17 protein-coding genes and 1 pseudogene are annotated in these 20,367 nt (G+C 69.7%); 12 read left to right on the top strand and 6 right to left on the bottom strand.

What is annotated here, in order from left to right:
- The first annotated feature begins 70 nt into the window (after positions 1-70).
- From ACFWBW_RS20130 to ACFWBW_RS20105, 6 genes and pseudogenes are all read left to right on the top strand, one after another.
- Positions 71-982, top strand: a complete 912-nt coding sequence (locus tag ACFWBW_RS20130) for an aminoglycoside phosphotransferase family protein (RefSeq protein ID WP_385374270.1) — start codon at positions 71-73, stop codon at positions 980-982.
- Positions 983-1,674 (top strand): annotated as a pseudogene (locus ACFWBW_RS20125) (class I SAM-dependent methyltransferase).
- A 14-nt stretch (positions 1,675-1,688) separates the two neighbouring features.
- Positions 1,689-2,243 (top strand): HAD domain-containing protein, encoded by a 555-nt coding sequence (locus ACFWBW_RS20120; RefSeq protein ID WP_385374268.1) that lies wholly within the window; start codon positions 1,689-1,691, stop codon positions 2,241-2,243.
- Between the two features lie 536 nt (positions 2,244-2,779).
- The gene (locus tag ACFWBW_RS20115; RefSeq protein WP_385374266.1) at positions 2,780-3,325 is read left to right on the top strand and encodes a hypothetical protein; all 546 of its coding nucleotides are present in this window, start codon (positions 2,780-2,782) and stop codon (positions 3,323-3,325) included.
- A 54-nt stretch (positions 3,326-3,379) separates the two neighbouring features.
- Positions 3,380-5,680, top strand: a complete 2,301-nt coding sequence (locus ACFWBW_RS20110; RefSeq protein WP_385374264.1) for a hypothetical protein — start codon at positions 3,380-3,382, stop codon at positions 5,678-5,680.
- Between the two features lie 154 nt (positions 5,681-5,834).
- Positions 5,835-6,404, top strand: coding sequence for a hypothetical protein (locus ACFWBW_RS20105; protein WP_385374262.1), 570 nt, complete (start codon positions 5,835-5,837; stop codon positions 6,402-6,404).
- Here ACFWBW_RS20105 and ACFWBW_RS20100 read toward each other — a convergent pair.
- Both ACFWBW_RS20100 and ACFWBW_RS20095 read right to left on the bottom strand, forming a co-directional pair.
- On the bottom strand, positions 6,401-7,756 hold the full coding sequence (locus tag ACFWBW_RS20100; RefSeq protein WP_385374260.1) for a hypothetical protein: 1,356 nt from the start codon (positions 7,754-7,756) through the stop codon (positions 6,401-6,403). The two genes, ACFWBW_RS20105 and ACFWBW_RS20100, sit on opposite strands and share 4 nt — an antisense overlap.
- A 1,334-nt stretch (positions 7,757-9,090) precedes the next feature.
- Positions 9,091-10,446 carry an NAD(P)-binding domain-containing protein gene (locus tag ACFWBW_RS20095; protein WP_385374258.1) on the bottom strand — a complete coding sequence of 452 codons (1,356 nt, stop codon included), beginning with the start codon at positions 10,444-10,446 and terminating at the stop codon, positions 9,091-9,093.
- A 183-nt stretch (positions 10,447-10,629) separates the two neighbouring features.
- Between ACFWBW_RS20095 and ACFWBW_RS20090 the strand changes: the two genes are divergently transcribed.
- Both ACFWBW_RS20090 and ACFWBW_RS20085 read left to right on the top strand, forming a co-directional pair.
- The gene (locus ACFWBW_RS20090) at positions 10,630-10,995 is read left to right on the top strand and encodes an ArsR/SmtB family transcription factor (RefSeq protein WP_385374256.1); all 366 of its coding nucleotides are present in this window, start codon (positions 10,630-10,632) and stop codon (positions 10,993-10,995) included.
- A 2-nt stretch (positions 10,996-10,997) separates the two neighbouring features.
- Complete coding sequence (locus ACFWBW_RS20085) at positions 10,998-11,486, top strand: GNAT family N-acetyltransferase (RefSeq protein WP_385374254.1); 489 nt, start codon at positions 10,998-11,000, stop codon at positions 11,484-11,486.
- Positions 11,487-11,651: 165 nt separating this feature from the next.
- Here the strand turns inward: ACFWBW_RS20085 and ACFWBW_RS20080 are convergent, their stop codons facing one another.
- Positions 11,652-12,461: an aquaporin gene (locus ACFWBW_RS20080; RefSeq protein ID WP_385374252.1), complete on the bottom strand. Its 810-nt coding sequence runs from the start codon at positions 12,459-12,461 to the stop codon at positions 11,652-11,654.
- A gap of 41 nt (positions 12,462-12,502) precedes the next feature.
- On the bottom strand, positions 12,503-12,817 hold the full coding sequence (locus ACFWBW_RS20075; RefSeq protein WP_385374250.1) for an ArsR/SmtB family transcription factor: 315 nt from the start codon (positions 12,815-12,817) through the stop codon (positions 12,503-12,505).
- Between the two features lie 107 nt (positions 12,818-12,924).
- Between ACFWBW_RS20075 and ACFWBW_RS20070 the strand changes: the two genes are divergently transcribed.
- The 4 genes from ACFWBW_RS20070 (at position 12,925) to ACFWBW_RS20055 (ending at position 17,734) form a co-directional block, all read left to right on the top strand.
- A complete protein-coding gene (locus tag ACFWBW_RS20070; protein ID WP_385374248.1) occupies positions 12,925-13,344 on the top strand; it encodes an arsenate reductase ArsC in 420 nt (139 codons plus the stop codon).
- Positions 13,345-13,884: 540 nt separating this feature from the next.
- On the top strand, positions 13,885-15,546 hold the full coding sequence (locus ACFWBW_RS20065; protein ID WP_385374246.1) for a peptidoglycan-binding protein: 1,662 nt from the start codon (positions 13,885-13,887) through the stop codon (positions 15,544-15,546).
- Positions 15,547-15,746: 200 nt separating this feature from the next.
- Positions 15,747-16,451, top strand: coding sequence for an ABC transporter ATP-binding protein (locus ACFWBW_RS20060; RefSeq protein ID WP_385374378.1), 705 nt, complete (start codon positions 15,747-15,749; stop codon positions 16,449-16,451).
- Positions 16,448-17,734 (top strand): ABC transporter permease, encoded by a 1,287-nt coding sequence (locus tag ACFWBW_RS20055; protein ID WP_385374244.1) that lies wholly within the window; start codon positions 16,448-16,450, stop codon positions 17,732-17,734. The genes ACFWBW_RS20060 and ACFWBW_RS20055 overlap by 4 nt, the downstream gene beginning before the upstream one ends.
- 35 nt (positions 17,735-17,769) lie before the next feature.
- On the opposite strand, the gene ACFWBW_RS20050 is transcribed toward ACFWBW_RS20055, so the two are convergent.
- Positions 17,770-18,498 carry a tyrosine-protein phosphatase gene (locus ACFWBW_RS20050; RefSeq protein WP_385374242.1) on the bottom strand — a complete coding sequence of 243 codons (729 nt, stop codon included), beginning with the start codon at positions 18,496-18,498 and terminating at the stop codon, positions 17,770-17,772.
- A 124-nt stretch (positions 18,499-18,622) separates the two neighbouring features.
- Positions 18,623-20,353: a PucR family transcriptional regulator gene (locus ACFWBW_RS20045; RefSeq protein ID WP_385374240.1), complete on the bottom strand. Its 1,731-nt coding sequence runs from the start codon at positions 20,351-20,353 to the stop codon at positions 18,623-18,625.
- Positions 20,354-20,367: the final 14 nt, after the last annotated feature.

The following is a 20,367-nucleotide window of genomic DNA, read 5'->3' as shown; positions in this document are numbered from 1 at the left end:
CACGGCTCCGGGGGGGGCGAGCGCGGCAGCCCGCCCGCCCCGGAGCCCACGAGCCCTCTGGAGTCACCCCATGGATCAGAGCCTGACCGCCGCCCTGCTGGATGACCTGTGCGCCCTCGTCGGCAAGCTACTTCCTGAACGTGCCGAGATCCGCGTCTGGGGCATGTCCGGCGTCGAACGCGTCACTTTCCCCGACGGAACCACGGCCGTCTTCAAGTACGCCAAGGAGCCTTTCGACCGCGAGGCCCAGGCCCTGCGGGTGGCCCGCCAGCGGGGCCTGCCGGTCCCCGACCTCCACGCCATCGCCATGCGGGACAAGTGGCTCGGAATGCTCATGGACGACCTCGGCACGCCCGTGCGGGATGCCGACGACCTCGATGGCGTGGCCGCCGCCGTCATGCTCCACGCCGCCCGGCCGACAGGCGGCCTGCCACTCCTCGACGGCGCGGGCCTTGCCGCCCTGCCCAGCCAGGCCCTCGATCACCTCCAGCGGCTGCGGAAGGCCCACCGCTGGACGGACTGCGACGACATCGAGACAGCTCTGGGGAAGATCTCCACGGCAGCCGAGGCCCGCGCCCAAGGCGCGACGCTCGACCCGTTCGGCTGGGTCCACTCCGAGTTCCACCCCACGAGCATCCACATCGGGGAGAACGGCTGGCACCTCCTCGACTTCGCCCGCGCCTTCACCGGCCCCGGCCTGATCGACCTCGCCTCCTATCACGGCACCACCGAAGCATCGAGCCCCGTCCGGCTGCGGATCTTCCTGGAGCAGTACGTCGTCGCAGGCGGCCACGAAGACGCCCTCGCCTCCCGGGGCGGCCTGGCCGCCGAGGCATGGGCCCTGGGCTGGCACCGCATGTGGGCCGTGGAGTGGTTCATGGAGCAGGCCATCCGATGGATCAACGACCCGGCCAAGGACCCCGCGTACATCCCCGTCGTCCGCCGCCACCTCAACGACGTGGTCCAGCTCCTGGAGGTCTAGGTGCTCGCCCAGGTCTCCCCTTGGTACGCCCATGCGGCCCAGCGCCTCGCCACCACCCCGGCGCACGCCCTCATCGCACCGGCCCGGATGGAGTGGAGCACCCACCCGGGCCTGGGCCCCGGCGCCGAGATCCTCGGCCCGGACCTGCGCCGCAAGCACATCCTGGAGCTCGGCTGCGGACCCGGCCACAACATTGCCCACCTCGCCCAACACCACCATGCCCGCGCCACCGGCGTGGACCTCGTCGGCCTCCAGATACGCCGCGCCCGCTCCCACTACGGCCACATCGACGGCGTCGCCTTCGCCGCGGGCCACGCGCTGCACCACCTGCAGGCCACCGGCCAGACCCTCGACGCCGTCTACTCGGTCTTCGGCGCAGTCGGCCTCGTAGCCCCCGAACTCCTGCTGCCCGAGATCTCCCGCCGCCTCGCACCGGGCGGTGTCCTGGCCTTCTCCGTCCCTCACCCGCACGGGCGGGAAGACATCCATCCACGGACAACCGTCCACGCGAGGACTACGTCACCATGCCCGACCGCACCCGACTGCCCCTTGCCCGATGGGAGTTCGACACCCACCGCTGGGGAACCCACCTCACCAGCACCGGCCTGCGCATCACCTCGGTGCTGGACCTCCGCCACCCGCTCCACGACCCGTGGCCCACCACCCTCCTGATCACCGCCCGCAAACGCTGACCCCGGAGGCACCAATGGCTCTGCCCTACCTGCTCCTGGACATCGACGGCGTCCTCATACCCTTCCCGGCCGCAGACGGCAGCACCCCATCCACCCACGTCCGCCACACCGTCGTACCCGCCGGCCGGCACCTCGACGACCCCGTCCCCATCTGGCTCAACCCCAACCACGGCCCGCTGCTCACCAGCCTCCTGACCAGTGGCCTCGTCACCCCGGTGTGGTGCACGAGCTGGCGCAAGGACGCCACCACGATCATCGGGCCGCTCCTGGACCTACCCGACTTCTCCTACCTCGACCTCCCCCGCCCGCAGATCACCACCAGCCACCCCAACGGCTACCTCTGGAAACGCGACCACGTCGATGCCTGGCTCGGCACGGCCCCAGTCGTCTGGGTCGACGACGACTTCACCGCCCTCGACCACATCTGGGCCGCAGATCGGACAGCCCAAGGTTGCGCAACCGTGCTGATCCAGCCAGACCCCTATGTCGGTCTCCGAGCCAGAGATCTCGTATGCGTTCAAAACTTGGTAGCGCGATTGTTCGAGAATGCCGCCACGTCCGATGAATGACTGTGCGGGCAATCTCCGAGTGGCTGCTGCGGTTTTTGTGCCGCCTGTTAACTTGTGTGGTTTCAGTTGCGGGCGATGTTGGCTGGAAGTTCAGGTCGAGTAACTCCGCTTCGGGTGGCACACTCGGCACGTGAATTTAACGGCGACTCGGCTCATCCTCTCTCCGATCATTAGTTTGAGAGCGCTACGCATGATCCAGAAATCGCACTGGACCATGACGTTCGACGTGGCCTGGCGGGCTTCGCGGGTCCTGAGATGCCCAGATGAGCTGGTCTTTCGTGCACACGGGCACCGGGCTCATTCAGCTCGAGAGCCCGGGCTCCCTGAGGTGGCGCCCCCGCCTCGCGAGTCACAATAGTTGCGCGGCGGTGTCGCTCGAAAGTAATCGAGTATCTTTTCGAAGGTCGGCTAGATGTTCACTTCTGGTCCTATTTAAGCCAGGGTTGTTTGAATCGGCATACGCCTTCGTTCCGTGAAGGTATGAATAGCTCCTTGTCTCGTTTCGGATGTGTTCAGGTCTGCGAGGGTGGGGCTTCATGCTGGATGGTGCGGATTTTTCCATGGTCGCAAGCAGTGCGCTGCCGGCGGCGTTCGCGTTCCTCGGGCAGAGGCTGGACGCGGTCCTGTCGCGTCGCCGCTCTGGCGGAACGGTGGAGGCGGAAGCGGACCCGGAGGTACCCGCCGAACTGGTGGGCGAGCTGGAGCTGCCGCTTCGAGCTGACTCGGAGCGGCTTGAGGCTCGGCTTGAGGTGCTAGAGGCTTATGCGCTCGGAATGGCCCAGTATCAGCGCGACTCCCCCCAACTCACTGTCGAGAATGCTGTGCTTATGCGGACCCTTGGGCAGGTGCGTGTGGCCCTAGAAGACGTCTACGGCCAGCGGTTCACCTTCGCGGGCGAGGCTCGTGAGCAGACTGGCCCCGTGAGTGCTCAGCACTACGACACGGTGGCCGGTGAGGTGACGGGTATCGAGGCGGAGGAGGCCATTCGCGGCTCCGTGACGAGCACTATCAGGGCGAGGAACGTGGAAGCCGGGGGAAAGGTCATCGGGATGAAGGCGCCCATCATCGACGGCCGCGTGTGAAGGCCCGATCCCGCCTCTGACTTCCCTTCCCGACCAGCTAAGAGGAGTCCGCGCATGGCTGAGCCCGCTACTGAGTACGTGCAGGAACCGAGCGCCGACGGGCGAGGGAAGACACTCGGCCCCGGCTTGAACGGTGGCACTGTGGATGACACTGCCGTCCCCCCTGTGCCCTCGGATTCGGCAGGGTTGGCGGAGGAGCTGGCATCCAGCACCCCCATCTCTGTCGCAGTCGACGACATCGTGGAACTTCCGGCCTCGCCCTCAGCTACCAACGCAACACCGATCCAAGCCGAAGTCGAAACGGATCCGGTCCCAGCGGCGGCGGCTCTCCGTAGCGGCCCGTACGCCAGCGTGCACTCGGATGCCAATCACGGCACCATGATCGGTCAGCTCTTCGAAGCAGTGCAGCGCCACAGCGGTGCGCCCCTGCGCGCAGAATCGGTGGCTCGAGAGCTAGCGGACTACCTACCCATTGGGAATGAGGGGGAGGTCGCCCAGGTCCTGAAGGACAACCGTGTCGCCGTGCTCGTCGCGGACCACCTTGGCAGTGGCCGCTGGACTTCGGCACTGCAGCTGCTGACCAACGTTCAAGGTGAGCCCCTGACTCTGCGGCGGGTCCGTCGAGAAGTCGGGGACAGCTTCAGCATGGAGGGTCTCAGAGGAAACAAGCGCACCGGGTGGATCCTGGACCTGCGTGAGACTGAGGAAAGTGTCCCTGCCAGCTGCGACTTTGGCCTGGAACTACAGCAAGCCGACGACTTACGTGATGACGACTCCTACCTGATCGTTCTGGTGGGCGCAGAGCTATGGGCTCGGATCGGGAACGGTGCCGGCGGCCTCGCAAAGATTCCCGCGGCGCCAGATGCGATCGAGCTCTTCTCGAAGTACCTGGAGACGGCAGGGATCGTCGACCCGCCGTCTTGGGCTGAAGACCATCGTCTCTGCAAGGACTTACCCCAGTTGCGCCCTGGTCAGGTGAAGGAATGGGCCCAGACCTTGGTACGCGCCGAGTCCCAGTACAGGTCCGCCACAGGGCGCAGCACTGAACGAGGCTCTGACGGGTTCGACAAGGTCGTGCAGGCTGTCGCAAACGCAGTCGCCGGCTGGATGGATGTCCTGTGGAAATGGCACTCCGAGCCCGGCCGAACCAGCTATGACCGCAACTACTTGCTGCTGGCTTCGGTCTACGACGGCGCACCCATCGAGAACGTCCACGACAGGATCACCTCCCTGGGGCATGCCCTTGGTGAGAGGAACGAGGGGCCTCGGCTGACAGGGCAACAGGGACCCGGTCTGATTCAGCTGGCGCGCCAGATCGATGCGATACCTCTGCCTGACGGCAATCTGCGGTTCCCTGGGCCTGGCTTCGCCGAGGCTGTGGTCCGCTACTTCTGGCGGGACCGACCAGAACTTATCGGGCCGTTCACGAAGTGGACGGCCAAACTGTGCTTGGGCCTCCAGCCGGACCAGCAGGCGCGTCTCGCACAGCGTATGGTCCCGTGGGCTCTCCGCCACGCCCAGGCATCCAGGCAGACGAAGTTGCTGTACGGAGTGGCTGAAGACTGGTCGCAGGACGGCGGCCTCGTTGGGCACGCACACGATCTCTTGGTCGCTGCCATTCTCGACCCAGAGGTTGGCCAGCTCACCCGGAACGCAACTACCAGGTGGGCCTCGAGCGAGGAGAGCAGTGCTCATCTCCTGCGGACACTTGCCCGTGTATTTCAGACTCTCGTTTCTGCTCACCCCGGGCTGATGTTGCGCCGATTGGGTGACCTCGCCGTCTCGCAGAAGGACGGCGTTGCGGAGGCCGTCGGGACGGCCCTCAACGCGCTCTGGGAGGAGGACGAGCTGCGTCCCCAAGTGCGTAAGACCCTCGATTCCTGGTTCGCCAGTGATCACCACGGCCTGCAGCGCTCTGCTGCGAGCGCTTTCATGAATCTGGCACTGCAACATGACGATTCTGGTCAACCAGCTCTGCTGAGCACCCCGGAGGGAGGGGTTGTTCCAGACTGGGTGATCCGTGGCTGGCGAACCGCTCTGGAGGCGGAGGAGCCCACTGCGCTTGGCCGGCGAGCTTGTGCCGTGTGGTTGGACGCCGCTGCGGCAACGGGAGACGACGCAGCAGATCGGATTGCGGCCACGTTCGCGCGTGCAGTTCACGAGACCCACGGTGATCATCTGCGGGGCCGACGCGTCCTGAACCTCTATCGACTGGCTGAGCACTGGTTGATTCGCGGGGAGGCGCTGGATTGGGAAGGGCGCAGTAGGTTCCGTGCTGCACTGGTACGAAGCGTGGAGGCCGCCGATCCGCGTGCGCCGGGCCGGGAAAGGGAGGGAGAACCGGCGAGTGCTTAGATTCTGGGGTCGGCCAACCAAGCGGGGAGTGTTCTCGGCCAGCTTCACTGTCGCGAGCGCAGATGACGGATTCCGCTTTGATGTCCTCATAGAAGGCCGATGGCAGAGAAGCCGAGTCCGTCACCACAATCCGGGAGCCGTTGCATCGTGCCATGTGATCGGCGAGTTCACACGGCTGGCGGCTGACTGCCCCATCCTTGATTACGCCGAACTCCAACATCGCGCGAACGCGCGCTTCGGTAGGGAAGCGGTGCTGCCCGACGAGGGGGTGCGGGTGCGATGGGCCACCGTGCGCGTACACGTCGGCCCTGAGGACCTGCATGCCGCCCACGCCCAGATGCGCCTCCGGGCACACGCGCGCACGGACTCGGAGATCAAGCAACTGCGGGTGGCCCAGGCGGTGGCGTACCGTGATCAGCTGCGCACGGACCCGACGCTTCTCCTTGCACAGCTGTTGCTCGAATCACCGGAGACGGTCAACGCGGAGACGATCAAGATCGTCCCCATTGTTGCTGGGCAAGTGGCTTCGTTTGCCCCGGGTGCTACGTGGGTGCAAACGGCACATCTGCTCGAGGAGTGGTACGGGAAGCTGAAGCCCGATGCCAAGCAATTCGTCATTGGACGTCTATGTACTGCGTTAACAGAATTCGAGGGTGAGGCTGCAGCTCAGCGGTTGCGAGAGATCCATGGTCTCCCCTCGCCCGGTATCGAACAACACACCTAGTCCGCGCTGAGGAAGACCGACTCGAACAGGTCGGCCGCGTCGATGAGGGGATCGGTGGGTACCCGGAGCTCACCACTAGTCACCGCGTCGTTGCCGTCCTCGGTAAGTTTCCACGAGACCTCCACCGAGCTGGCCTGGGGATCTTGCGAGATGATCACGTAGTCGTCTTGGTCGCTGGTCCAGGGTACGTTCGGGCGGAACGACTCCGGAGCGAGCACAACTTCAGCGTCCTCGCCGTGGGTGCTCCAGGTCACGGGATAGTCCCGTGGGAGGGCTCGGATAGTCGAGTAGTCGAGGCTTGGCGAGAACGGATCGTGCGGCCGCAGCACTGGTTCGACGGTCTTCTCGAAGTCGGCGTCGTCCGGGTCGAGATAGTCCAGCACCTCGCAGTTATGGAACGTCAGGATCAGCTGCGGCTTGGCCACGAAACGATGGCGGCTGACCACCTGTACGCCAGCACCCGGCAACCCGACGCCTAGGAAGTGCTCCCGAGCCTCAGCGATGTGTTCGACCTTCTTGCTCTGCCATGCGGCGAGCGCCTGCTCCCGGTCCTCCGTCGACAGTTCCGGGCTGCGGAAGAAGTTGGGCGTCAATCTGAACGGTATCGAGGCGACGGTGACTTCAGCCGGTGTCGGCTGCTTAGTGAACTTCTCTTCTTCGTAGCGGCGAAGATTCTCGAGGATCTCGTCCACGCGGTCGACCCTGCAGATCGGGCCGAGCAGTTGTACCTCGAGGTCAATCGGTGGCTTCCCGCCCCGGCGGGCGCGCTCGACGAGGGTGAGGACCTCTCCGGAGCGTGCGGGCCGGGTGTTACTGATGCCTCGCACGTAGATCGCGCCGTCCTCGAGGTTGTCGCGGCGGTCCTCACCCTGATAGCTCTTGTGACACGGGAAGATCGTCTGGCCATCCTCCGGCGGCTGGGCGATGACGAACAGGACCTCGCGGTCGGAGTCGACGCCGATGCGGCCGAACTCGAAGGCCGGGAACTGGGGTCCGAGGTAGGGGCGGAGCCTGTCCTCGAGCTCGTGGGCCTCGGTTCCGCGCGGTACGCCGGGAGCGCCGTTCTTCTGTGCGCCGATGACCAGGACCGCGTAGCCGTGAAAGTGTCGGGCCGCCTCGCCCGGACGCCGGTTCGCTGCGCCCAGGAGAAACTTTGCGATCTTGGCCGCGGTCGCCTTGCTGTTCATGTCGAGAGGGCTCTTCACCTCGAGGTAGGTCGCCTCGGCCTCGTCGCCGACAGCGACCACGTGGTTAAGAACGCCCCGCAGGGCGCGCTCACCGAGCGGGATGACGCTGGTGTCGAGAGGGAAAGTCCTGGCGTCCGAGTCGTTTGAAGGCGAGAGATCCGGCATGGAACGATTCTCCCATTCATGTAGCCGGTCCCGGACGTGAAAGAACTGTCCTGCCCTGCCTTTGTTGACGACCGCTTGTTCAGGGCTCGATCGCTACGAACCTCGGTTGTGGCCAGGCCGAGCACGTGCCAGACGCTGGGCTTCGGCCGTGACCTCGGCATTGAGTGGGCCAACGTCTTAAGGGGGTCGTCGCAGCAGCCACTCTTCGGTGTAGTCGGCAGGCAGCACACTCCCTCAGGGCAGGGGGTGGGCTGCTGAAGGGTGGATCGGCCGCGACCTTCGGACGGGTATCGCTTCTCTGCTGCGCGCGATGGCCACCAGCCGGCTGGTCTGCTCAGTCGTCCGCGTTTCCAGAACCAGTGGAGGCGTTTTGGGGCCTTCAATCCTGACCCCTCGGGATCAGAGCGCCACAGCGCAGAGTCCGGGAGACGGGCCTGCGCGTCGGCAGCGGCGTTGCTCTGGAGAACGGATACGAAAGCCGAGGCAGCCCGCCATTCAGCGGCCGAAATCAAGGGAGTCCGAGGGATCCACCAACATGCCTCTGAGCTGCGACGATGCGCAATGCGTTCCGAGAAGGCGAGCGGAGCGTTTTAGGCAGCTTCCGCGGGGAGGCCCTGACCTGGGCTTTTAGAGTTTCCTGCAAGCCCCACGAAGGCGGGGATCTGCCGGAAACCGTGTCTGAAAGTCGGTCCAGGTGGACACGATGATCCAGACGAGCTTACCGGCAGGCTGCGGAGACCTGGCTGTGAGGCCGGGTCGCCGCGGTCAGTGTAGCGGGTGGTGCTTGATCCGCATCCGAGATGGAGGGGCTCCACGCGTTCCCAGACGGTGGAGGTCGGGGGCGGGGGCGCCAGGCCGCGGGGGCGATGGGGTTCATGGCTCGAGTGGCGGAGTTGCCGAGCCAGGCGAACCCGATGTGGTTCAGCAGGGCGGCGTTCGTTCCGTACGTCGCCACGCTCCTGGGCCGGTACCGCACCGCGCCGACGTGCAGAACATGCTGCCGCGAGGGTAGATCTGCCTGGCCCGTCCCTGAGCGCACCTACGGGTACCTGTCCGCCGCCCCGGAACTGCTCGCGCCGGCGGCTGATCACCTCGACGCACCCTGCCCGGCACGTCATGCCCGCCGACGTCATCTGACGGTCCGCCACGGAAGGCAGTCCCCAATCCGTTCAAGGTTGGACGAGTTGCCCAAGTAGACGGGGAAGGCGAAGGCGTAGGAGACGATGCCCCGGCTCGTGATCTGAGTGGCGCGGAGGGCCGGGAGGGCGCCGCGGGGCCGCGGCCGGACCCCCGTCCCGGTCGCGGCCACGTCGGCTTGGTGTCGGTCACCTGGGTCAGCAGCCGCCGGAGGAGGTGGGGGCGCCGATGGTGAGGGTGGCCGGGGCTCCGCAGCAGCCTCCGCTGGTCTCCTCGGTCGCCTGGGGCTGGTCGAAGAGGCCCGCTCCGCCGCAGACTCCGGTTTCGGGGAGGGTGAGTTCGACGCGTGCTGCGGCGTCTTGGTCGCCTGCGAGGGCGGCGGCGATGGAGCGGACCTGTTCGTAGCCGGTCATGGCGAGGAAGGTCGGGGCGCGGCCGTAGGACTTCATGCCGGCGAGGTAGAGGTCCTTCTCCGGGTGGGAGAGCTCGCTCGCGCCGTGCGGGTAGACGGTGCCGCAGGAGTGCTGGTTGGGGTCGATCAGCGGGGCGAGCGCGGTGGGGGCCTGGAGGCGTTCGTCGAGGCCGAGGCGCAGCTCGTCGAGGAACGTGAGGTCGGGGCGGAGGCCGGTCAGGACGATGACCTCGTCGACCGGGTCCAGGCGGCGGCCGTCCTCGCCGACGAGGATGAGGCGGCCGTCGGAGTCGCGTTCGACGGCTTCGGTGCGGAAGCCGGTGACCGCGTCGGCGTGGCCGTCGTCGACTGCGGACTTGGCGGCGAGGCCGAGGGCGCCGCGGGCGGGCAGCTGGTCGGCCGTGCCGCCGCCGAAGGTGGAGCCGGAGATGCCGCGGCGCAGGATCCAGGCGGCATGGGTGCCGGGCTCCTCCTTCGCGAGGTCGGCGAGGTGGGCGAGCGCGGTGAAGGCGGAGGCTCCGGAGCCGATGACGGCGGTGCGCCTGCCGGCGTGGCGGGCGCGGACGGCGGGGTCCTTGAGGTCCGGGACGCGGTACGTGATGCGGTCGGCCGCGCTCTTCTCGCCGAGGGCGGGCAGGCCGCTGCCGCCGGCCGGGCCGGGGGTGGACCAGGTGCCGGAGGCGTCGATGACGGCGCGGGCGAAGACGCGGGCCTCGGTGCCGTCGGCCGCGGTGTAGTGGATGACGAAGGGCTGGGCCTCGCGGTCCGCGTCGACGATCCGGTCCCGGCCGGTACGGGAGACCCCGGTGACGGTCGCTCCGTAGCGGACGCGGTCGCCGAGGGCGTCGGCCAGGGGCTGGAGGTAGAGCTCGGCCCAGTCGCCGCCGGAGGGGTAGCCGGCGGGGTCGGGCTCGACCCAGCCGGTCGGGGCGAGGAGCTTCTCCGCGGCCGGGTCGACGACCTCGGCCCAGGTGGAGAAGAGGCGTACGTGGGCCCACTGACGGACCGCGGACCCCGCGGCGGGGCCCGCCTCCAGCACGAGGGGCTCGATGTCCCGCTCGACGAGCCGCGCCGCGGCCGCGAGGCCGATCGGACCGGCTCCGATCACGACGACGGGCAGGGCTTCGGTGGATGCGTTCATGGCGGGCTCCCCTGACTACTTCCGGCTACTTCCGACTGCGTCCGACTGCGTCGTTCAAGTACGTCGTCCGACTGCGACGCCGCTGCTTTGACGTTTGTCGATGTCCTGACGCCCCAAGACTGACACCCCATATCGACGTCCGTCAACATAGACATCCATCTATTTTCTGGGGATGATGCAGACATGCCCCCTTCGAAGGTCTTGCCCCTGCTGGAACCGGACGCCGCCGCGCCCTGCTGCCCGCCGCTGACGGAGCGCCCGCTGACGGCCGAGGAGGCCGAGCGGACCGCGGTGATGTTCAAGGCGCTGGGCGATCCCGTGCGCCTGCGGCTGTTCTCGGCCGTCGCCTCGCACGAGGGCGGGGAGGCCTGCGTGTGCGACATCTCCGATGTGGGCGTTTCGCAGCCGACGGTCTCGCACCACCTGAAGAAGTTGAAGGACGCCGGTCTGCTCTCCTCCGAGCGGCGCGGTACCTGGGTCTACTACCGGGTGGAGCCCGCCGTCCTCGCCGCCATGGGCGCCCTGCTGACCCGGGCCGGTGGGGTGTGAGCATGCGCATCGAGCCCCTGACCGGGGCGTACGCGGACGAGGTTCTGGCGATCTACCGAGCCGGGATCGACGAGGGCAATGCCACCTTCGAGACCGAGGCCCCCACCTGGGAGGCCTTCGACGCGGGGAAGCTGCCCGAACACCGCTTCGCGGCAGTCGACGCGGACGGGAAACTGCTCGGCTGGCTGGCCACCTCCAAGGTCTCCGACCGGTGCGCCTACGCGGGCGTGGTCGAGCACTCCGTCTACGTCCACCCCGGCGCCCGGGGCCGCGGTGTGGCCCGCGCCCTGCTGGACGCGCTGATCGCCTCGACCGAGGCGGCGGGTATCTGGACGATCCAGTGCGGGATCTTCCCCGAGAACACCGCGAGCCTGGCCCTGCACCAGCGGGCCGGCTTCCGCGTCATCGGCACCCGCCAGCGCATCGGCCGCCACCACGGCGTGTGGCGCGACGTCGTCATGCTGGAGCGCCGCAGCCCGCGGATCGACTGAAGGCTTCGGGCCGACCGCCCGGCCCCCCGTGCAGCCCCAAGACCGACCTCATGCCCGCCCACCGGCAGGGGTAGCCGGCGGAGAGCCCGGACTGACCGCCGCCGACCACCACCGCGTCCGCGTCCGCGACCGCGACCGAGTCCGCGACCGCGCCCGCGTGCTGCGTCAGGCGGAGGGTGACCCGTCGTCCGTCCTGCCGCGCATGAAGATGACCGCGACCAGGGCCAGGCCCACGACCGCACCCACGACCGCACCCACGAGCTGTACGCCCACGAACGCCGGTACGGAGGCGGGGGCGATGCCCGCGAAGGTGTCGGTGAAGGCGCGGCCGATGGTGACGGCGGGGTTGGCGAAGGAGGTGGAGGAGGTGAACCAGTACGCGGCGCCGATGTACGAGGCCACGGCGACGGGCGCGAAGCGCAGCCGGTCCGTCCGCGCCAGGCCGAAGATCAGCAGGATCAGCCCGGCGGTGGCGACGAGTTCGCCGAGGAGGAGGTTCCCGGCGGAGCGGTCGTGGGTGGACCACTTCACCAGCGGCTCGCCGAACATCGCGTCGGCGAGGACCGCGCCCGCGATGGCGCCGGCGATCTGGGCGGGCACGTAGACGGCCAGCTCGCGGGCGGTGACGCCCATGCCGCTACGCCGGCCGGTCCACCACTCGGCGAGGCTGACCGCCGGGTTGAAGTGGGCGCCGGAGACCGGGCCGAGGAGGGTGATGAGGACGCCGAGGCCGAAGACGGTGGCGGTGGAGTTGGCCAGCAGCTGCAGGGCCACGTCCTGGGTGAGCTTCGTCGCCTGGATGCCGGACCCGACGACGACCGCGACCAGCGCGGCCGTCCCGACGAGTTCGGCGGCGGCCCGGGCCACCAGCGGAGCGGCGGGCGGGGTCGCGCCGGGTACGGGCTGGGGCGGCGCGTCGGCGGGTATCGCGGATGCCGCTGCGGGTACGGGGCCGACGGGCTCGGTGGCGGTCAAGGCGGGTTCTCCTCGGGCAGGTGAGGGGGAAACCAAGCGGGCTACGGGCAGGACCGCTTGATGTTCGCTTCGGAGGTGGCACGTGCGGCCTGCGCGAGGTCGGTGAACTGACCGGCGATGGCCTCGATGACTTCCGGGCGGAGTCTGTAGTAGACGAAGCGGCCGCACGGTTCGGTGTCCACGACCCCGGCCTCCCTGAGCACCTTCAGGTGGTTGGAGAGGTTGGTCTGCTTGGCGCCGGTCTCCTCCACGAGGTGCGTGGTGCACAGCGTCTCGCGGGAGAGCAGGGTCACGATCTGAAGCCTGAGGGGGTCGGCCAGGACTCGGATCAGTTCAGTGTCGACTGACGTCATCATGTGCTGATACTGTCACATCAGCTTGGGCTGATACCAGTCCGGGCTGAGTCATTGCCGCCCGGGCGCGATGGACGGCCCGGTAGACCCTGCCGACGAAGGAAGAACCGATGTCCTCCGCCCCGCTCGCGTCCGTGCTGTTCGTCTGCATCCACAACGCGGGCCGCTCGCAGATGGCGGCCGGGTTCCTGCGCCACCTCGCGGGTGACCGCGTCGAGGTCCGCTCCGCAGGCTCCGTACCCGGCGAGCGGATCAACCCCTCGGCCGTCGCCGCCATGGCCGAGCTGGGCATCGACATCTCCGACCAGAAGCCGAAGGTGCTGACCCCCGAGGCCGCCCAGGCTTCGGACTACATCATCACCATGGGCTGCGGCGACGCCTGCCCGTACTTCCCCGGCAAGACCTACCTCGACTGGCAGCTCGAAGACCCGGCCGGCCAGGGCGTCGAGGCCGTCCGCCCCATCCGCGACGAGATCAAGGGCCTCATCGAGGGCCTGATCGCCGAGATCGACGCCGAGAAGCGGGCCTGACCCGGCCGATAGTCGCCCCGCCCCGTCCCGCCCCGTCCCGCCCTGTCCCGGCCCGCCCCGCCCTGCCCCGCCCCGGCCTGTCCCGCGCTGCCCCGGCGGTCATTTGTGGCCGACAAGTCTATTGCGGAGCTTCGAGGCCGTCCTTTTGATTGGGCAATTGCGGTTCTCGGATGGGTGGGGTTCTGCCGCTGTGGGCAAAGCCCGACATCTTGGAGTCAATCACGCGCCATGGCCATCGCAACTGTCCCTGAGCGCAGGTTGGTTGATCTGTTCTCGGTTTATGGTGGCCGTGATCGCAAGATGTCCCAGGAGGTCTGCTGTGCCGTTTCGACGGGGTTCATCCGTAGTCGCCCCACCGCGGGGGGCGGCTGCCTTTCCGCTTTCCGGCCGCTCGGATGCAAATCCCTCTTCGCTTTCCGGTTCTGTCGCGCAATCCAGGCAGGGCGCGGGAGCGGTCGATCCGGAGCCGGCCGGCTTTTTCCTCTCGATGCAGAAGTGCACTGACGTCTCCGCGCCGTCGGCCGGCGGGCCGAACGCCGAATGAAGGGCGACATACGGGCCCTCGAACCGGCCGCCGAACGTGCAGGGCTCGTAGAGCCCGCCCGGGAGTCCGGAAGCGCTGAGCCCTCCGCCGGTCTGTCCCGGCGTCGCAAGTGGGTGGCGGCCGTGGCGGTGGGGGCCGTACTGCTTTCCGCGGCAGGTGTCGCCGCTTCGCTGGTGATCAAGTCGCCGGCGCAGGCGGCTGCCGAGGCGGGTCCGCCGCCGATGGACGTGCTCGTCGCGCGGGTGGAGAAGCGGGTGTTGCGTGACACCGTGATCGTGCGCGGGACGGTCACCTCCGCCCAGGCGGTTCAGGTCACCCCGACGGTGGCGGGCGGGGAGGGTTCCGGCCCTGCCGTGGTCACCAAGGTGGCCGTTCGTCCGGGCGATCCGGTGCCGGCGGGCAAGGTGTTCCTGGAGGTGTCCGGGCGCCCGGTCTTCGCGTTGCCCGGCGCGCTGCCGGTGTACCGGGACCTGAAGCCGGGTGCCACCGGTGACGATGTGAAGCAGCTCCAGAAGGCCCTCGCCGGGCTGGGTTACGGCAGGGGCTCCGACAAGGCGGGCACCTTCGGCGCGGGGACGAAGGCGGCGCTGGCCTCCTTCTACAAGTCCATCGGCTACGACCCGCTGCCCGCGGTGGCCGACCGCGGCGAGGCCGTGAAGTCCGCCGAGGACGCGGTCACTTCGGCCGAACGGTCCCTGGAAGACGCCAAGGCGGCTGCCAAGTCCCGTACGGGTGACACCGATACGACGGACGGCGGTACGAGCACCGCCGGCGGCAAGGGGACTTCGGGAACTTCAGGGGCGGCTGGGACCGCAGGGACGGCTGGGACCGCAGGGACCTCCGGCACCGCTGGCGCCACGGGCTCCGCTGGTGGCAAGGGGGCCGGTCAGGAGGCTGCCCGTGCCGTGGCACGCGCTCAGGAGGACCTGGCCAAGGCCCGTGAGCGTCTCGCCGAGGCCCGGGCGGCGGCGGGCCCGATGGTTCCGGCCGGTGAGGTCGTCTTCCTGGAGTCCTTCCCGGCCCGTGCGGACACGGTCAGCGTCCGCCCGGGCTCCCCGGTCAGCGGTGCCGCGATGACCCTGTCCGCGGGCGCGCTCGTCGTACGCGGTCAACTTGCCGAGCATCAGAAGGGCCTGGTCCGGGCCGGGCAGAAGGTCGAGATCCTCTCCGAGGTCAGCGGGGTCACGGTGGCCGCCGAGGTGCTGTCGGTCGCGGACACCCAGTCGGCACCACCCGCCGCACCGAACGGCGGCCAGGGAGACGGGCAGGGCCAGCAGGCTCCCGCTCCCGGCGGTCCGAGCGGGTACGAGATGCTCGTACGCCCCCTCGCCGCGCTGGACTCCAAACTCGCGGGTCAGGACGTACGGCTGACCGTGGAGGCCGCGGCGACCGACGGGAACGCGCTGGTCGTCCCGGTGACCGCTGTCTCCGCCGGGACCGACGGCCGCACCAGTGTCACCGTCGTGGACGGCACGGGAGCCCAGCGCCGGGTCGAGGTCCGGCCCGGCACGACCGGCGACGGCTACGTGGAGATCCGGCCCACCGCGGGCGGCGCCCTCGCGGACGGCGACTCGGTCGTCATCGGAGTCAACCCGGGCGTCGCGAACAAGCAGACCGGCCCCAAGGCCAACAGCGGCAAGAGCGGCGGCGGTTCATGACCGGGACCACCGACGGGACCGCGCCTGAGAGCGTCAGCGAGGCGGAGGCGGAGGCGGAGGCGGAGGGAGAGGTGGAGGCCGTGGTCGAGGCCGCGCCTGTGCCCGTGGTCAAGGCTGAGCTCCTGCCGGTGGCCAAGGCCGAGCTCCTGCCGGCGGCCAAGGCCAAGGCCAAGGCCAAGGCCAAGGCCGAGGTCACGCCCGTGCACGTGCCTCTGCCGGAGGCCGTACCGCCCGTGATCGAGTTCCGGCAGGTGGGTCTCACCTACCCGGGCCCGCCGCCGGTGGCCGCGTTGAAGCCGTGTGATCTCACCATCCAGCGAGGCGAGTTCGTCACGGTCGTGGGCCCTTCGGGCTCCGGCAAGTCGACGTTCCTCAACATCGCCGGCCTGCTCGACGCACCCACCACCGGCCACTACCTCATCGACGGCATCGACACCGGAGCCCTCGGCGACAAGGACAGGACCGCGCTGCGCGGGCGCCGCATCGGATTCGTCTTCCAGTCCTTCCACCTCCTGCCCCACCGCTCGGCCCTGGAAAACGTCGCCCTCGCCATGCTCTACAACGGCATCCCCCGCAAAGAACGCCCCGCCCGCGCCCGCGAAGCCCTCACCCGCGTCGGGCTCGCCCACCGCCTCGACGCCCTGCCCTCCCGGCTCTCCGGCGGCGAACGCCAACGCGTCGCCATCGCCCGCGCCCTGGTCGCCCGCCCATCGCTGCTGCTGTGCGACGAACCCACCGGAAACCTCGACTCCGCCAACGCCGACACCGTCCTGGCCCTCCTCGACGAACTCCACGCCGACGCAATGACCGTCCTGGTCATCACCCACGACCAGGAAGTCGCCGCACACGGCGGCCGCACCGTCACCATCCGCGACGGCATCCTGCGCGAACAGGCCCCCGCATGAACCTGCCCCCACTCCGCCGACTCGCGCGGCTCACGCGGCAACGTCCATCCCGGGCCGCCGTCCGTATCGAGCCCTCCCGCTTCGCCGCCCGCGACAACGTCTCCGAGGCCTTCGCCGGGATCCTGCAACGCCCGGCCCGCTCGGCACTGACCGCACTCGGAACCGTCCTTGGAGTCGGCACCTTCGTCGCGGTCCTCGGCCTCACCGCCACCACCTCCTCCCAGATCGACGCCCGCTTCAACCTCCTCACCGCCACCGAAGTAACCGTCGAAGACATCGCCCGGAACAAGAACCCCTTCGCCGGACCGGGATTCCCCGCGGACGCCGACCTCCGCGTCGAGCGCCTGGGCGGGGTCCAGCACGCCGGCGTCTTCTACACGGTCCGTCTGGACGCCACGGCCGGCAGTGTCCGCTCCGCGCCGGTCGGCGGCACCACGAGCGGGGGCGACAGCGCCGAGGTGGTCGCCGCGTCACCCGGCGCCCTGCAGGCCGCCGTCCCCACGGTGGCCCAGGGCCGCCTCTACGACGACTACCACTCCGGTACGAAGCAACGCGTCGCCGTCCTCGGCTCCTCTGTCGCCGCACGCCTGGGCATCACCACCCTCGACACCCGCCCCGCCGTCTTCATCGGCGACGAGCCCTTCGCCGTGATCGGAATCATCGAGGACGTGGAACGCAAGCCGGACCTCCTCTTCTCGGTCACCGTTCCCCGCACCACCGCCGAGGACATCTGGGGCCCGCCCGAAAGCGACGGCACCACCATGCTGATCGCCACCGACATCGGCGCCGCCCGGCAAGTCGCCCACCTCGCCCCCACCGCACTTCGCCCCGACCACCCCGAGTACCTGAAGGCCGTACCGCCACCGGACCCCCGCACCCTGCGCAGCGGGGTCACCTCCGACCTTCAGGAGCTCTTCCTGATCCTGGCCGGGATCTGCCTGATCATCGGCGCCGTCGGCATCGCCAACACCACCCTGGTCGCCGTCCTGGAACGCACCGGCGAAATCGGCCTGCGCCGCGCACTCGGCGCCAGGGGCCGCCACATCACCACCCAATTCCTCGCCGAATCGGGGGCCTTGGGAGCCCTCGGCGGACTCGTCGGCACCTCCCTGGGCACCCTCACCGTCCTCAGCATCGCCGTCCTCCGCGACTGGACCCCGGTCATCCACCCCGCCACCGTCGCCGCCGCACCCCTCCTAGGCCTCCTCACCGGAGTCCTCGCCGGCCTCTACCCCGCCTGGCGCGCGGCCCGCATCCAACCGGCAGAAGCCCTCCGGCGCTAAGGCGCCGCCGCCGAGGACGCCCGCGCCGTCCGGGCTCACCGGGTGAGGAACCGCTCCCGCAGCCGCTCCGTCGTGGCCGGGGTGATGCCGATCTCGTCCGAGAGGTAGGCGTGGACCGAGCCGTAGCGGGTGGCGAGATCGGCCAGGGTCAGGCGCAGGACCTCGGCGGGCGCACGGCCGTACGAGGGCCAGCGCATCGTGCGGCCCGGGTGGGTGGCGTGCCAGTCGGCCGTCAGGCGGCCGGTCGCCAGCTCGGTGAGGGCGAAGTCCGCGAGGATCTGCTCCTCGTCCACGCCGAGGAGGGTCAGGACGAGCGCGGCGATCAGGCCGGTGCGGTCCTTGCCGGAGGTGCAGTGGAAGACCGCCGGGCCCGGCCCCTCGGCGAGCAGCTCGATCGCGCCGCGGATCTCCGCCACCCCGTCCTCGGCGACCTCGGCGAACCGGTCCGCGAGGAACCGCCACGGGTCGGTGTCCGGGTCGATCTCGGCCTGGTCGTACGGCCGGTGCTCGATGCTGTGGTTGGCGTACGTGAACCGCTCGGGCTCCGGTATCCGGCCCTTCGCCTCGATCTCCCAGGGGTAGCGCAGGTCGATGACCGTCCGCACGTCGAGCTCGAGGAACCGCTCCCAGTCGGCGCCCGCGAGCTTGCCGAGCGAGTCCGCCCGGTAGAGGGCGCCCCACACGACGGTGGAGCCGTCCTCGGCGCGATAGCCGCCCAGATCACGGAAGTTGTGCAATCGCTCGAACTCGATGTGGCGGGTCATGCGGATCCCCCTGGATACCGTGCCGGTGATCTTCCTGCGTGACGAGAGGCTGCCACAGGCAGGGCTTCCGCGACCAGGGTGAACTCCGGCTCCGGCTCCGGCTCTCGCTCCAGCTCCCGCGGCCTCAACCCATCCGCAGGGCCGCCGCGAAGTCCATCTTGTCCTCCAGCCGGCTCAGGTTGCGCCCGGTCAGCGCCTCGATGCGGCTGATCCGGTAGCGCAGCGAGTTCACGTGCAGGTGCAGTGCCTCTCCGCAGCGCGCCCAGGAGCCGTCGTGTTCCAGGAAGGACCGCAGGGTGGGCACCAGGTCGGAGCGGTAGCGCCGGTCGTAGTCGGTCAGCGGGGCCAGCAGCCGGGGGCTGAACTCCCGCCGGACGTCGGCCGGGATCAGCGGCAGCAGCGACATGACGTGCGCGGCGAGATCGTCCGGTCCGCAGGCGGCGACCGCTTCCGAAGGGGCGGCGACCTGCCGGGCGTTACGGGCCTGCGCGAGCGCGTGCCGCAACTCCGCGGCCCCGCCCACCGGGTCGCTGACGCCGAAGGCCAGCCGCTCCCCGGCCCGCAGCCCGCGCGGCAGCGAGCCACCGGCGACCCGTACGACCGCGTCGGGGGTCAGCAGCGCGCCCGCCCCGACGAGTACGAAGGCGACGGCCTCGGCCCCGTCGCCGGCCGCCGTGACGGCCATCCGCGTTCCCGCGTCCGGCCCCAGGCAGCGCGGGTGCAGCAGGACCTCCTCCAACAGGTCGCGCACGGACGCCGCTACGGGAAACCCGTGCACCCCCTTCGGGTCCAGCCGGGCCGACACGGCCTGCCAGCGCAGCCGGCCTTCCGGGCCCACGGGGCCGCCGGCGCCGGAGGCCCCCGCGGCCCCCGCCGTGAGCCGGGCCGCCGACTCCTCTTCCTCGAACAGCGCCTGCCCGCCCTCCCCGGCGGCGGCCGAGCCGACCAGCGCCAGCAGCCGTTCGGCGGCCCGCCGCCGCATCGTGCGGTCGGTTTCGCGGCCGCCGCGCTCCACCGCGACCAGCCGCGCGAGCCGGTCCAGCAGGTCGACGCGTTCGTCGTTCCAGTCGGAGCTGTCGGCCTCGACGGCGATCAGCCAGTCGGTCAGCGCCGCACGGGGAGCGGACTCCCCTTCCCCGGCGCCCGATCGCACCGGGAACAGGGAGAAGGCCGTCCCGCGCGCGACCGTGTGGTGCGGTGCCCGGTCGCCCGCCCGTTCGGCGGCGAGGAACCGCCCGGCCAGCGCCGAGGCGGTCTTCTCCGGCAGCGGCGGCCGCGCGCCCGCGATCTGCCGGCCGGTGGGGGAGAGGATGTGCGCGCGCATGTCCAGCTCGGCCAGCAGCAGTTCGAGGAGGGCGTCGGCCCCGGCCCCGGCCTGTCGGTCGGTGCTGAAGCGCCGGTGCCGGTCCACGAGCGCGGCGAGGCCGCCGATCCGCTCCTCGGTCCGGCCGCGCGCCACGTACTCGGTGACCGAGGTGAACGGCACCTCCACGCCCACCGCGAGCAGCGGCAGCCCGTACCGGGCGCAGGCCTCCACGAGATCGTCGGGGACGTGGCCGAACCGCGCCTCGCCCGCGCCCAGCGCCACGGCGCCCGCCTCCACGAGGACGCGGACGAACGCGTCGGACGGGTCGTCCCCCGCGTCCTGCCGGTGCCGCTGGTGCCAGGCCAGACCGGACAGCACCAGGTCTCCGGGGGACACGAAGCGCCCCGGGTCGGGCAGGTCGATGGTCACCGTGCCCAGTACGGGCCGGTCCAGGTCCCGCTCGCCGCCGGGCAGGCGCAACAGGCGCAGCAGACACGGGTCCGCAGGCGCCTGGGCCTCTTCGGACGACAGCAGATCACGCAGCCTCATGGCCCCAGCCTGCC

Source organism: Streptomyces sp. NPDC059957, assembly GCF_042730015.1.
Classification (GTDB): Bacteria; Actinomycetota; Actinomycetes; order Streptomycetales; family Streptomycetaceae; genus Streptomyces.
The sequence above is the reverse complement of the archived record's forward strand: the minus strand, read 5'-3'. Positions and strand labels throughout refer to the sequence as shown.

Excerpts from the sequence above, each read along its gene's own strand:
- ACFWBW_RS20130 (WP_385374270.1), top strand. The coding sequence starts at position 71 with ATGGATCAGAGCCTGACCGCCGCCCTGCTGGATGACCTGTGCGCCCTC.
- ACFWBW_RS20120 (WP_385374268.1), top strand. The coding sequence starts at position 1,689 with ATGGCTCTGCCCTACCTGCTCCTGGACATCGACGGCGTCCTCATACCC.
- ACFWBW_RS20115 (WP_385374266.1), top strand. The coding sequence starts at position 2,780 with ATGCTGGATGGTGCGGATTTTTCCATGGTCGCAAGCAGTGCGCTGCCG.
- ACFWBW_RS20110 (WP_385374264.1), top strand. The coding sequence starts at position 3,380 with ATGGCTGAGCCCGCTACTGAGTACGTGCAGGAACCGAGCGCCGACGGG.
- ACFWBW_RS20100 (WP_385374260.1), bottom strand. The coding sequence starts at position 7,756 with ATGCCGGATCTCTCGCCTTCAAACGACTCGGACGCCAGGACTTTCCCT.
- ACFWBW_RS20095 (WP_385374258.1), bottom strand. The coding sequence starts at position 10,446 with ATGAACGCATCCACCGAAGCCCTGCCCGTCGTCGTGATCGGAGCCGGT.
- ACFWBW_RS20090 (WP_385374256.1), top strand. The coding sequence starts at position 10,630 with ATGCCCCCTTCGAAGGTCTTGCCCCTGCTGGAACCGGACGCCGCCGCG.
- ACFWBW_RS20085 (WP_385374254.1), top strand. The coding sequence starts at position 10,998 with ATGCGCATCGAGCCCCTGACCGGGGCGTACGCGGACGAGGTTCTGGCG.
- ACFWBW_RS20075 (WP_385374250.1), bottom strand. The coding sequence starts at position 12,817 with ATGATGACGTCAGTCGACACTGAACTGATCCGAGTCCTGGCCGACCCC.
- ACFWBW_RS20070 (WP_385374248.1), top strand. The coding sequence starts at position 12,925 with ATGTCCTCCGCCCCGCTCGCGTCCGTGCTGTTCGTCTGCATCCACAAC.
- ACFWBW_RS20065 (WP_385374246.1), top strand. The coding sequence starts at position 13,885 with ATGAAGGGCGACATACGGGCCCTCGAACCGGCCGCCGAACGTGCAGGG.
- ACFWBW_RS20055 (WP_385374244.1), top strand. The coding sequence starts at position 16,448 with ATGAACCTGCCCCCACTCCGCCGACTCGCGCGGCTCACGCGGCAACGT.
- ACFWBW_RS20050 (WP_385374242.1), bottom strand. The coding sequence starts at position 18,498 with ATGACCCGCCACATCGAGTTCGAGCGATTGCACAACTTCCGTGATCTG.
- ACFWBW_RS20045 (WP_385374240.1), bottom strand. The coding sequence starts at position 20,353 with ATGAGGCTGCGTGATCTGCTGTCGTCCGAAGAGGCCCAGGCGCCTGCG.